We start from the raw sequence: 13,135 nt of genomic DNA, 5'->3' as shown, positions 1-13,135 counted from the left end.
GGTGGTCCGGCCCAGGCGTGACCGGCCGGACCCTGGTTAGATCAGGCGGCCCTGTTCAATTCGATCTGCGGGAAATCGATCTCGATCTGGGTCGACTTGCCGAGCAGGTTCGTGAAAATGTTCATCGCGACATGCGTGATGATCTCCACGACCTCGCCATCCGAGTGACCGGCGGCGCGAACCGCATCGAATTCCGCCTTGCTCACCTGTCCCGAATGCTCGACAAGCGCGCGGGCGAAGGCAAGCGCCGCTTCAGCCTTGGCGTCCGACGAACGGCCCACGCGATTGGCCAGCATTTCCTGATTGTCGAGGCCCGCCTTGCGGCCAATGGCTGTGTGCGCCGAGACGCAATACTGGCAGGCGTTCTGTTCGGCGACCGCCAATGCGATGCGCTCGCGGGTCTTCGGATCCAGTAGACCAGCGCCAGCGATGTGGTGGATCCCAAGAAACGCATTCAGCGCCGCCGGGGAATTGGCGAGCACGCGGATGAAGTTGGGGACAACGCCGAGGCTGGCCTGGACGGCGCCCAGCAATGCCTTGGCTTCGCCGGTGGCGGAATTCGGGTCGATGACGGCAATACGAGCCATGAGATTAGTCCTTGTTTTGTTGACGGCGCGACGCGCTCGGCGCCGCTCCTGTGAACAATGGCTCAGTATTCTCCTTGCAAGAATACGCGATAAATGAAATTCATTCTTCCAGCTGGAGGAATAAAATGGACCGTCTTCACGAGCTCGAGGTGTTTGTCGCGGTCGCCGACGCGGGCAGCTTCGCCAAAGCCGGAACACGTCTGCGCTTATCCCCTCCGGCGGTGACCCGGGCGATTTCCGCACTCGAAGAGCGTCTGGGCGGCCGCGTCTTCAATCGCACGACCCGCAGCCTGACCATCGCCGATATCGGCCAGCGCTTCCTCGAAAACGCGCGACGCATCCTGAGCGATCTCGATGCCGCCGAGAAGGAGGCGGTCGGCGAGACGGCAGTTCCGCACGGACATCTCACGCTGACGGCCTCAGTGACTTTTGGTCGGACAGCGCTCATGCCGGTGGTGTGCGCGTTTCTTGACAAGCACCCGCGTGTCACCATCTCCGTGCTCCTGCTTGATCGCATCGCCAATCTCGTGGAAGAGGGGATTGACCTCGCGGTTCGCATCGGTTCTCTGCCGGATTCGAACCTGGTTGGGAAAAAGATCGGGACCGTCCGGCGGATTCTGGTCGCGAGTCCTGACTATTTGCGGCGGCGGGGAACTCCGAAGACGCCAGCCGACCTTCGCCTGCACTCGGTCATCGCTTTCACGGGACTCATGCCGAACCGGGAGTGGCGCTTTCTCGACGGGAAAAAAGGCCACAGCATTTCCTTCGCCCCGCGACTTGAAATCAATGACGCGGCTATGTCGATCGCCGCCGCGGAAATGGGAGAGGGAATCACCATCGCCCTGTCCTACATGGTCGCCGACAAGATTCGCGACGGCCGGCTGGCGCCGGTTCTGGAGGAGTTCACGCCGTCGCCAGCGCCTGTGCATATTGTTTACCCTCAGAGTCGCCTCATCTCCCCCAAGCTGAGAGCATTCGTCGACTTCGCCGCCCCGCGCCTGCGGGCCACGCTCGACAGCCTCACTCTTCCCGGGGCGAATGCCAAAAAGCCGCCAAGCTGATGGGCTGTAGATGTGGGCTTCGATAGGGCATGCGAACAGAGCGTCATAGACCCTGATGAGATCCGGCCCATCGGATCAACAGAGACTTTTCTACTTTCAGCGACCTGGGGGGGGGCGCCGTAGGAATAATGGCCAGCTTGCAGGGAGCCGGAAGTACACCGCTGCTTGCGGTCGGCGTGTGCTTCCTATTCACTGTGTGTCCCATAAAAGGGTTCTTCCTCACTTCGTGTTGCGCCCTTGATCAATTGGGAGCGAGGCCATAGCTTGACCGCGTGGCAAGAAGATCGGATTGGTCCCTGGGGAAGGGCGTACGAATTCTGGACGCAAAACAGATAGATGACCAATGGCTGATTTCGGCGGCGGCCATCGGGTCTGGCGTCTGTCCGGACTGCGGAAAGCGCTCGACGCGCCGATACGGCTGGCATGAGCGCCATCTACAAGATTTGCCGGCGCAAGGCGCCCCTGTCGCTGTGAAGCTTCGCCTCCAGCGCTGGCAGTGTCGAAACGAAGCGTGCGAGCGTAAGACGTTCACCGCGCAACTGCCCGAGGTCGCGGCGCCTCGAGCGCGCCGCACCGAGCGGGCCACCGAAATCATTTATCTTCTTGCCCATGGCGTGGGCGGGCGTCCGGGAGAGCGCCTGATCAAGCGAATTGGCATGCCGACCAGCGACGACACGATCCTGCGCTGTCTGAAACGACGGGTAAAGGCGCGCAGCTCGAAAGAGACGGCGCGCGTCGTGGGCGTCGATGATTGGGCTTGGCGCAAGGGCTCCACTTACGGGACCATCATCGTGGACCTGGAGCGACGGGAGGTGATCGATCTCTTCCCGGAACGCGCGGCAGGCATGACTGCAGACTGGCTCAAGCGGCATCCTGGCGTCGAGATCATCAGCCGTGATCGCTGCGGTTCGTTCGCCCAAGGCGCACACGAGGGCGCGCCGCAGGCACGGCAAATCGCCGACCGTTTTCATATCCTGCAGAACCTGCGCGAGGCCGTTCAGGCGCAACTCGGCCGTGCAGCAGGGTTTTCCGCACGCCCATTGTTGCCGGCGGACGGCGAAGAGGTTGCCAGCGTGAGAGACAAGCACGGCTGCGCTGAGCACCGCCACCTCACCAGAGTAGCGAACGAACGTTCAAGGCAAGCGGTTTTCGATCGGGTTCGCGCGCTACGCAAGGAGGGTAGAAATGTGATCGACATCGCGCGACAGACGGGCTTCGATCGCCGCACCGTCGCCAAATGGATCCGAGCCGAAGCGCTTCCTCAACGGAGCGCTTCGGCCCCGAAGACGACGTCTCCGTGGCATTTCGAGACTTATCTATCGCGCCGCTGGTCAGAAGGTTGCGTGCGCGGTCGACGATTGTTCCAGGAAATTAAAGCGCGCGGTTACACAGGCAGTTTCTCAAATCTTGAACGGCTACTGGCGAAATGGCGCAATCCGAAACGCAAAACCACAAGGACGGCACCGATTGTTCCAAGGCCGCGGCCACTGGATCCGGCGACAGGACGTTCGATCTCGCCGATAGTCGCCGCCGCGCTCTGCATCAAGCCGCGTGGGCTGTTGACCGTCAATCAAGCTGCAAAAGTCGATGCCATGAAGAAGGACTGGCCAGAGTTCGCGGCAATGCGTCGGCTCGCCATGCGATTCAGGGGCCTGCTCAAAAGCAAGAGCGCCAGGAAGCTTGGCGCCTGGCTGAGAGACGCCCAGAAATCGAGCTTGTACGCGATGCAACGTTTCGCTCGTACGGCGCAGAGAGACATCGACGCGGTGAGAAATGCGATCACTGAGCCGTGGAGCAACGGCCAGACGGAAGGACAGATCAATCGCCTGAAGGCACTCAAACGATCGATGTATGGACGAGCGGGGCCAGAGCTCCTCTGGGCCCGCCTGCTTCCTGTGTAGCGGTCACTGCAACAGGAAGTGAGGAAGACCCATTTGAGTTGAGATCATCCCAGTCAATGTCGATCGATCCTTTTAACGCCTCGATCTCGCGCAAGAGCTTTTCTGTAGGGGTCATACCAGTTCCTCGCGCGGAGCTATAACGACACACAGAGCTTCTGAGGAATGATGTAGAGCTTGCCAGCAATCGTGCAAGGGCTTGCTAAGTTCACGGTTCGAGTTCTCGCAGGCTGCGCAACGGCAATTCAGGAGCACGGGAGATTCGCCGCAGCGCGCCTTCTCGCGCATAGCCTCGATGGACAGCCGACGAAAGACGGCAAACCGTGCCGCCACCTGATTTGCCGAGATCGGCGTCGATGAGCTGGACGGCGTTGCAGCCCAGCTGCCGTGCTCGCTCGACCAGAGCGTACTGGCGCCGCTGGCTTTCGAGATTGTTAGCCACTTGGTAGGCGGTCGACTGCCGCACGTAAACGAAGGCGGCGCGGGCGAGGTGGTCGGGCGCGTTTTACTCACCGCCTGCCTCTTGCTTGGTCGTGACCGCTGGATTGGTCCAGCCTCCTGATCAAATATCCATTCAGGAACTTGGTAGGCTGACGCAGACGCTCGAGCGCATCGCCGCCGCTTGGCCTAACAAAGACGTCGACGCACTCATGCCCCGAAATCCCTGACGCCACGGGTTTGACGCTTACAGAAAGACAAAGAAGGAAGCTTATGTCACGGCGCGTTCTACGGCCCGGCGGAGATGGCCGACTGATTTCACCAGCGCTTCACGACCATCTGAGACGAGTGAGTTAATGCTTCATCGGTGTTGGAGCCGTGTCGCACCCCACATAGAATGTGAAGCGGCTGCCGACGAAGTTGACCCCAAGGGAGCTGCCGGGCTCCTGAGATTCTCTGTATCAGCCACCCGCCACGGGGGGAACTTACCTTCGTAATAGACGCAAGAAACGCTGGGTATTGTACGGGGCGATATAAAGCTGGTGACCCATGCGATTGCGCTCGGAGCGAAGCAGGAAAAGCGATAGAAGCGGCTGTGCCTTCCAGCTGTCTAAAAGGCGAGCAGAGGCCTTTGCTAGGGCTCCTATTTTGGCGGTTGTAAAATGGCGCGGTAGCCTCTGGAAGATTTGGTGCATGCAGAGAAATCGGACATAACGTTGGAACGGCAGTCAACAAGGATAAGGCGCATTGCTGGCTCCTTTGACAGGACCCAGGCCCACCCCGGCGCCGCCGCCTAGGAAGACTAATAAGGTCGAAGAATTTCTCAAGGGCGGGCACTTGCAAATGTCTGGCGATGCATTGAGTTTTGGCCTGCTTGGCCCGCCAGAAGCTAAGCGGTAGTGCCGAGTGGCGGCTAAGGGTCGCTCGAGCTATCTAAGAGAAGCAGCGAACAGAGTCTTATGGAGCTTCCCTGCAATCCCTGGGGGCGTCTTGAACATAAATGGCGAGGGAAATGACCTGCGCCCGCTCCATACCCCGGTGTGCGCCATCGGGGCTTCGGCGGGCGGCGTCAACGCGCTACAGGCTTTTTTTGCCACTGTCAGTAACGACCTAGGCTTGGCCTTCGTCGTCGTCGTGCACCTTGCGCCTGACCATCCAAGCGCCTTGAGTGAGATACTGGCGACGCGGACAACCATGCCAGTCCGCCAGGTCGAAGTCTCGGAAAAGCTAAAACCTAACTGTGTCTACGTTGTGGCGCCGGACCGCGAGCTTGTAATTGACGGCGATGACGTAAAAGCGCGCGCCTTTAGCGAGCCGAGAGGTCGCCGTTCCCCGATTGACCTCCTTTTTCGCTCAGTGGCTGCTTGTAGACGCGATGGGGTGGCGCTGGTCTTGAGCGGTTCGGGCTCCGATGGAGCGCTCGGCGTTCGAGCGATGAAGGAGGCCGGCGCCGTGGTCTTCGCTCAGGAGCCGAGCGAAGCCGAATATCCGATGATGCCTGAAAACGCCATAGCGACTGGCGTGGTCGACTTCGTGGCTCCCATCGCCGAACTTACGGTGCGCCTTGCCGAGATGGCACACCGCAAAATGGCTTTTCGCCAAACAAGCAAGGAGGACACTGAGCAGAAAATCCGTCAAATCGTCGCGTTCCTGCGCCGACGCACTGGTCATGATTTTTCTAATTACAAGGCAGCGACCATCACCCGGCGTGTGACCAGGCGCATGCAGCTCACGCGCCAGGCGAATTTAGAGGACTACAACAAATACCTCCAAAGCAATGAGCAAGAGGCTCGTGAGCTTCTCTCGGACCTGCTGATTTCCGTCACAAGTTTTTTTCGGGATCCGGAAGCTTTCTCCGCGTTGGATCAAAAGGTCGTCAAGCCGCTTTTTGACAAGCTCGACGGCGAGACGTCAATTCGTGTTTGGGTCGTCGGATGCGCGACAGGCGAGGAGGCATACAGCATCGGCATCCTCTTGTTGGAGGAGGCAAGCCGGCGAGGCGTGCATCCCAACATTCAGATTTTCGCAAGCGACATCGACGATGGAGCGCTCGCCACAGCGCGAGAAGGTCGTTATCCAAAAGCGATTGAATCCGAGGTGTCTGACGAGCGTCTCCGTCGCTTCTTTGTGCAAGACGAGGCTCATTACCGGCTTCGGCAGGAGCTGCGGGAGCTCGTGTTGTTCGCCTCCCACAGCGCATTGAAGGACCCGCCCTTTATTAAGGTTGATTTCATCTCCTGCCGTAATCTACTCATCTATCTGCAGCGTGAGCTGCAGCAGCAACTCTGTGCGCTTTTTCACTATGCACTGAAACCGAATGGCTTTATTTTTCTAGGCTCGGCTGAGACGATCGATGCGGAGCAGACGAATTTTTCAGTCGTCGATCGAGAGGCTCGAATATATCTCGCTCTTGGCGGGCCCGAGAAGATTGCGCCTATTCTGCCGCAGCTCTCATTCGGTCATCACTTGCCAGAGCGCCGCTCGAAGCCGCAGCCGCAGGCCGAGCTGAAATCACGGGTCAGAAATAGACACGCGGCCGCCCTCGAGAAGGTCTCCCCACCGAGCGTGCTCGTCGATCGTTCCTACCGTATTTTGCATCTGTCTCCGACAGTCGGCCGGTTCTTCCGCCCCTCCGAGGGGCCTTTTAGCCCCGAGCTGGCGGACCAAGTTCGAGCGGAACTCCGCGCCGATTTGAATTTCGCCCTTCAGCGCGCGCTAGAGCATGGCGAAGCGACACTGTCTATTCCTGCCCCTGTCGCCTTCGATGGCGAGTATCGGCTGGTTGCACTACATGTGACGCCCTCGACCGAGGGCGACCTGATCCAGGGTAGTGCGCTGGTTTTCTTCTTGGACCTCGGGTTCGCCCCGATAGGAGGAGAGGATGCAGAGGAAGGATCAGGAAACCGGGATGAAGTCGCGCGCCTGCGTCAGCAGCTAATGGTCGCGCAGGACCAGCTCAACGTTACCCGTAAGGAATATGAACGAGCGGCCGAGGAGTCGCGAGCGGCCAATGAAGAACTGCAGTCTATAAACGAAGAATACCGCTCTACGGCAGAGGAGCTTGAAACCAGCAAGGAAGAACTCCAATCGATGAACGAGGAGCTGCAGACAGTTAATGCCGAGCTCAAGATCAAGTTCGACCTGGTTTCCTCGGCGCATAATGACTTGCAGAATCTCGTCGCCGCGACAGAAATTGGGACGCTGTTCTTGGACGCTGACCTCAGAATCAAATTTTTCACGCCGCGGGCTGTCGAGTATTTCAACATTACCAGCGGTGACATCGGTCGTGTCATTTCTGATTTCACTCATCGCTTGGTTTACAACAATCTCGCACAGGATGTCGCTGGCGTTCTCCAGAACCTGATCCCCATCGACAAAGAAGTAACGACGACGGACGAACGCTGGCTGTCGCTGCAAATTCGGCCATACCGGACTCTTGAAAATAGAATTGACGGCGCCGTTGTCACGCTAAATGACGTCACCACGCTGAAACTCGCCGAACAAGGGCTTGCCGCCGAGTTGCGCGCAATGACGCGCTTGCAGCAACTCAGCACCAAAGCGATGCAAGCCGATCAACTGGAGGCGCCGCTGGGGGCTATTCTCGAGGCCATCGTCGAACTGCTCGGGGCAGACTTCGGCAGCATTCAGCTTTGTGACGAAGCCTGCAAAACGCTTCATATTGTCGCGCACTACGGGCTAGAAAAGCGCTTTCTCGATCACTTCGCAACGGTTGACGCCACCTCTGCCTCGCCCTACGGGCTGGCGCTGGCGAGATCGGGACGAGTTGTGTTCGAGGATGTCGAGAACGAACCGACATTGGCGGCTAACAAGGATGAGACAAGAGCCGCGGGCTATCGAGCGGTCGTCTCGATTCCCTTGTTCGCCAACTCGGGAAAGATAGTCGGGATGTTAGCCGCACATTTCCGAGAACCGCATCAGTTCTCCGACCACGAACTGCGTCTCGTTGACATCTGCGCACGTCAGGCTGCTGATGCGATCAGTGTTTTTTTGCTGCAACAAGCCTTGCGGGAGGCCGACCATCGGAAGGACGAGTTTCTTGCGATGCTTGCACACGAGTTGCGAAACCCACTCACGCCTATCCATAATGCCGTCGCGGTGCTCAAGCAGCCGAACATTTCATCCTCGCAAGCCGAACGCCTGCATGACATGATTGAACGACAGGCGTCGCATCTCACTCGACTCGTTGACGACTTGCTTGACATTGCGCGCATAACGCGCGGCAAGATCGAGCTACGTCGACAATCGGTCGATTTGAACGACGTCATTCGCCAAGCGATTGAAACGGTCCTTCCACTTGTCGAGGCCAAGCAGCAGGAGATTAAGATTTCTCTGCTCGACCAGCCGCTTATCGTTGAAGGCGATTTTGTGCGTCTTGCTCAAGTGTTTTCTAATCTGCTCAACAACGCATCGAAATTCACTCCGGAGCGAGGACGCATCGAAGTCTCCACTACGTGCGATGGCGGTAACGTCAGAGCTACGGTGTGTGACAATGGAACCGGCTTTTCGGCTAATAGTCTTGCGCACGTGTTCGAGCTTTTCAACCAAGGAGATCACCCCTCGGGCCAGGGGCAGACCGGGATAGGCGTCGGACTTGCTCTGGCGCGCGGGATCGTCGAAATGCATGGTGGCACGATCGAGGCGTACAGCGAGGGCGCAGACAAGGGGTGTGAGATGCGGGTTTGCCTGCCCCTTTCAACCTCGTCCTCGCAGGATGAAGCCCCGAGTGCGCAGACTAGATTAGACTCCGGCCTCGCGTCAGGGCGTGTTTTGATTGTGGACGATCAGCAGGATGTGGCGGAGAGTCTTGCGATGCTTGTCCAATCCTTTGGGGTAGATGCACGCACCGCATATGACGCGCCCGCAGCGCTCACGGCCATCTCCGAGTTCAAGCCGGAAAAAATCATCATGGACCTCGGATTGCCAGGAATGGACGGATTCGAACTGGCGCGCGAGGTCAGAAAACTTGTTGACGGCCAGAATCTCGTTCTGATCGCCCTCAGTGGCTGGGGCCAAGAAGAGGTCCGCCAAAGAGCGCTCAAAGCTGGGTTCGATCAGTTTTTCGTTAAGCCTCTGGGCAATGAGGTTCTGAAGAATCTGCTCCAATTGCGCGGCGCTAAGTCGGTGAGCTGAATGACGAGCAGACGCGTAGTCTCGTAACCGGATCGCCGTGTAAGAATATGCTCCATTTCAGGGCGAAGAGCGCTTACCGCGGGACGGAGACGGAACAATCGGCTTCCCAAAAGCTTAAAGCTAGGTCAGCCGTCGACTCCGAGGCTCAAACCTTTCCACTTCCGAAGAAAATCCCGGGCTGCGGATGAGCGTCAGCGTGTGAGGGGTTCCTCTGCCGGCGGGCGGCGCTCTGCTGCCGGCGGTCGAGTTTGCGGCACAATCACGTCTACAGTCACATCGAGGAAAACAACCAATGGCAACGGGTACAGGCACGAACAATACGGATTTTGAACGAGCCCGCCGAGCGGAGAATCCGGTGCACCAAGCGGGCTCTATCGTCGCAGAGCGTGCCGGTGACGCAGCCGAGCAGATTGGCAAGAGTACAAAAGGCGTCCTGGAGACCGCTAACGCGGCTGTGACATCGGCGAAAGAAATTAGCGGGCAGGCAGTCGATCAGGCGACAAACGTAGCCAGCACTATCCGCCAAGCCGCGGAAACGTCTGCGCGGGAGAACCCGTTGATGACAATTCTCATGGCGGCGGGCGCCGGCTTCTTGTTCGGGGCGCTTTGGCGCTCCGGGGCGTCAAAAGACTAAAGCCAGGGCACTGCAAGCGGCAATCCCGTCTGCTTGGAAACAGGAAGACTCAAGCGATGACCAATGTAGTCTTTGCTCCGGTTGACGTTCAAACTCTTGTTCAGCGCCAGTACAATCACGATCTTATCAAGCGACTGCGGGATAGTGTTTGACCGGCGCCGCGCTACGCCTTCGAGGTCTGTTCCTGCCGATCTCTTCAACGAGGTCGGCAGCTCCAAGCACATAGCGGTCATAATGGCTCCCGCGCAAAGCCCGCTATTTGCCGCTCGCCCACGAGGCCGTCAGTTGGACTATCGGCGTAGGTCGGCGTTCAGTCCTTTTGGACGCGGGAGAGACTGACGCGGGAGAACCTAATGACCAAATCTATCTCTGGAAATTCAACCGAGCCGGCCGACTCGGCTCTTGCGGGCGACTCGCGCGGGTTCGCACGGCGCGGGGCGGAAAATGCGGCGAATCGCGTTCAATCCGGTCTCTCCGATAGCGCAGCAGGGGTAGGCTGGAGGCGCTCGACTGTCTTCGGTTCGGCAACGCTCGGCGCTACAGTCGCGATGGCGGTACTCGCGTACTACATTGTCCGCAAAGTTCGCCAACAAGAAAAATCGCTTTCTCCGACTGGCGGCTTGACCGTCGACGATGTGAGAGGGCGCGAAGGTCACCAGATCGAAACCATGATCTCTGCGACCGACCGAAACACTGAATGGGCGTTCTCGATTGCAGCGGAAGCGATGGAATATTGGCGACAATCTTTAGACGATAGCTACGCATTTATAGAGAAGCTGACGCGTGCACAAAGGCTTGACGGCGTTATCGAGGTGCAGTCCGAGTTCGCAGGAAGGGCCTATAGTAATATCCTCATGCGCTCCTTCAGGGTCGTCGACCTCTGCTCGAAAATGACGAGAAGAGTGTTGACCTGTTACTTGAGCGTGAGCGGGCAAAAACCTAAATTGCAAAATGTTCTCGAGGCGAATCCACGGGTCTTTCAGCATAACGAAAAAGACGAACCGGATTCGCGGGACATGGCAAAGTAGCGCGATGCAGGGAATTCTCTTCGCATCCGAGAGCCCTACTGCCAGCTCACGTGGCGAAAGCTCTGGGTGATCCGGAGTAAGTGCAACTCGACAATAGGTGTGAGACCGCGCGTATGCAGATCCTCAAAGGCGGCGTCAGCAACTTCCCAATCATAGCGTATCCGTTTGTGAGGTGTATACAATCGCTTCCGTAGCGCAGCATTTTGTCGCCGAGGTACTGTGCCAAGGCTAAAATCTTCCCCCACCTTAGTAAGACAGGCCAATTCCACCTCGTCAACTCTCCTCCCGCAATGCAAGATCTAGGCTGCTGCTTTCAGTGCCTTTGTGAACACGAAATGCGCTATACCGCCCCACTCGCTCCCGGCGGGGCTTTGCCTACTCTTCTTTAGGCCCTATGCCGTTTCAAATGAAGCGCAAGGACAAGTTGCCTGCCTCGCTAAGATGCTCACGGGTTCCTCATGCTTGGGAAAAGCGAACGGCCCTTGGGGGACGAAGTTATTGACGACAGAATCCGCGCAAGCTTTGTAGAGAAGCTCGATTGACGAGCGGCGAGCCGGGGACGACGTGAAGGCCAAGGAAAGTAGGTTTTGTTTCCCTTGCTGACAGGCTCCGTGAAGCAGCAACAGGGAGGCGTAGGCACAATCTCCTTACCCGTGAACGGCTCTCGCCCATGGCCTCATAGCTGCACTCTAGAAGTCTTTGATTATCCAAGACGCCGCCGAATGAATTCAGCTAGATCCTCCGCGAGGCCAAGCGCAGATCGAAGGGCAGCTTTTTCATTCTGAGCCGCAATTCCTTCATCCTGTACAGCAATTGGAAATTCGATCCTTCCGGCGGGGGCTTGCATGCAAACCATGTAAAGCAATCGTCCATTCGCGTGTTCTTCGACCTTCCTCACCTCGATATCCACCCGAATTGGTCTATAGCGGTTGGGCTCCGCCGTCGCATATTCTGACGATCTGTCAGCAGAAGCAGGAGCGCCACCCTCATTGTCCCACGCTTCTATAGCTTTAGCGTTAGCTTCGGTTACGGGTCTTTTCCTTTGCATCATACGATCAATATGGCGCTGGGCATTTCGTTTTCATCCCTGACGTTTTGGTAGCATTGCGCGTTCACCCGCTAGCCCCACGGCAATGACCCTTTCCCGAAGGTCGCCTGGTTCCCGTTTCATACTGTCTCCGCGCAGCCTTTGCGTCGCGTCCAGGGCGCCAGGGAGAACGCGAGTCCTCTTCGCCATTCTACCGGTCCAAGAGTCAGTCGTGGCCTGAAGTCAGTGATAGCGTTGCCGAATGGGTGCGCTATTCTAAGTTGAAGCTCTGGCAGATCGGCAATGAGACCTCCTATGAGACCTCATGTTTCGACAAGGAGGAGGCGATTGCGCACACCATCCAATTCGCTCGGGCCATGCGGCCGGTCGACGCGTCCATCAAGCTGATTGAGTGGGGCGACCGCGGCCGTGACGGAAAGCTTTGGGCGAGGGACATGGAGAAACAGGCCGGCGAATTCATCGATCTGGTCGCCATTCACATGATGAGTCAGACTCCCAAGCGGCCGGAAACAGCGCTCGAGGGCCTACGCTATCAGCAGGACCCTGCGCGCGCATGGGATGAATTGCTCGAGCTGTCGGATGATGTGGAGCGGCGGGTCGTGGAGATCGAGCAGGCAACGCAGATGCCGATCGCAATCAAGGAGGGGCATCTCAGTCTAGGCGCTCACAATATCAACCCAATTCAGTGGCTTACCGCGGCATACCACGCGCGGTCGCTGAACATTTACCAGCGGCATGGCGCGCGCGTCCGCATCGCCACTGCGGCCGACTTGCAGGGCAGCCGCTGGACAACGACGTCGGTGATGACGCCGACCCCACGCGGCAGGAGCTATCTCATGCCGGCCGGCTCGATCGCGGCGCTCTTCCGCAAGCACAATGGAACGCACGGGGTAGCGGTAAGATCGGCGCCGGCTGGGCTCGACGTCGCCGCGGGCCGAGCGGGCGACACGTTGTACCTGCATGTCGCGAACGTCCTGTATTACCGGGCGGTCGAGGCGAGCTTCCCGGGGACACGGGGCGGCCGCGTGATCGAAATCGCGCCAGAGAACTTGAGGAGCTATGTCAATCAGGACCAGCCGGACGTGTTCCGCCCATGCGAGACCGAGCTCAAGGCGGCGACCTGGCGATTTCCGGCGGGCTCAGTCTCGGCGGTCAAACTAGCGTTGTCGGTTGAACGATAGCGTCTCATCCAACTGGCCACTCCAGACAGTATAGGCGTCGGGCGGAAAATGCGATCGCCATGGCGACGGCCGTGCGGCTTCCTTGACGAATGTCGCGATCGGCCGTCGA

9 protein-coding genes are annotated in these 13,135 nt (G+C 58.4%); 6 read left to right on the top strand and 3 right to left on the bottom strand.

Annotated elements, in window-relative coordinates:
- Nucleotides 1-41 precede the first annotated feature (41 nt).
- Entirely contained in the window at nucleotides 42-587 is a 546-nt protein-coding gene (locus RVU70_RS19335; RefSeq protein WP_363351421.1) for a peroxidase-related enzyme, read from the bottom strand.
- A 125-nt stretch (nucleotides 588-712) separates the two neighbouring features.
- Between RVU70_RS19335 and RVU70_RS19330 the strand changes: the two genes are divergently transcribed.
- Entirely contained in the window at nucleotides 713-1,648 is a 936-nt protein-coding gene (locus RVU70_RS19330) for a LysR family transcriptional regulator (protein WP_363351895.1), read from the top strand.
- 347 nt (nucleotides 1,649-1,995) lie between these two features.
- A complete protein-coding gene (locus RVU70_RS19325) occupies nucleotides 1,996-3,549 on the top strand; it encodes an ISL3 family transposase (RefSeq protein ID WP_363351905.1) in 1,554 nt (517 codons plus the stop codon).
- A gap of 205 nt (nucleotides 3,550-3,754) precedes the next feature.
- Here the strand turns inward: RVU70_RS19325 and RVU70_RS19320 are convergent, their stop codons facing one another.
- Complete coding sequence (locus tag RVU70_RS19320) at nucleotides 3,755-3,988, bottom strand: hypothetical protein (protein ID WP_363351893.1); 234 nt, start codon at nucleotides 3,986-3,988, stop codon at nucleotides 3,755-3,757.
- Nucleotides 3,989-4,974: 986 nt separating this feature from the next.
- Between RVU70_RS19320 and RVU70_RS19315 the strand changes: the two genes are divergently transcribed.
- Together RVU70_RS19315 and RVU70_RS19310 are read left to right on the top strand one after the other, a co-directional pair.
- Complete coding sequence (locus RVU70_RS19315; RefSeq protein WP_363351891.1) at nucleotides 4,975-9,135, top strand: CheR family methyltransferase; 4,161 nt, start codon at nucleotides 4,975-4,977, stop codon at nucleotides 9,133-9,135.
- A gap of 292 nt (nucleotides 9,136-9,427) precedes the next feature.
- A complete protein-coding gene (locus RVU70_RS19310; protein ID WP_363351889.1) occupies nucleotides 9,428-9,769 on the top strand; it encodes a hypothetical protein in 342 nt (113 codons plus the stop codon).
- On the opposite strand, the gene RVU70_RS19305 is transcribed toward RVU70_RS19310, so the two are convergent.
- Nucleotides 9,766-10,002 (bottom strand): hypothetical protein, encoded by a 237-nt coding sequence (locus RVU70_RS19305; protein WP_363351887.1) that lies wholly within the window; start codon nucleotides 10,000-10,002, stop codon nucleotides 9,766-9,768. The two genes, RVU70_RS19310 and RVU70_RS19305, sit on opposite strands and share 4 nt — an antisense overlap.
- A 120-nt stretch (nucleotides 10,003-10,122) precedes the next feature.
- On the opposite strand from RVU70_RS19305, the gene RVU70_RS19300 reads away from it, so the two are divergent.
- Both RVU70_RS19300 and RVU70_RS19295 read left to right on the top strand, forming a co-directional pair.
- Nucleotides 10,123-10,797 carry a phasin family protein gene (locus RVU70_RS19300; protein ID WP_363351885.1) on the top strand — a complete coding sequence of 225 codons (675 nt, stop codon included), beginning with the start codon at nucleotides 10,123-10,125 and terminating at the stop codon, nucleotides 10,795-10,797.
- Nucleotides 10,798-12,090: 1,293 nt separating this feature from the next.
- Complete coding sequence (locus RVU70_RS19295) at nucleotides 12,091-13,026, top strand: hypothetical protein (RefSeq protein WP_363351884.1); 936 nt, start codon at nucleotides 12,091-12,093, stop codon at nucleotides 13,024-13,026.
- Nucleotides 13,027-13,135 lie beyond the last annotated feature (109 nt).

This window comes from Methylocystis echinoides, from assembly GCF_040687965.1.
GTDB lineage: Bacteria > Pseudomonadota > Alphaproteobacteria > Rhizobiales > Beijerinckiaceae > Methylocystis > Methylocystis echinoides_A.
This window is presented reverse-complemented; position numbering and strand designations above follow the sequence as displayed.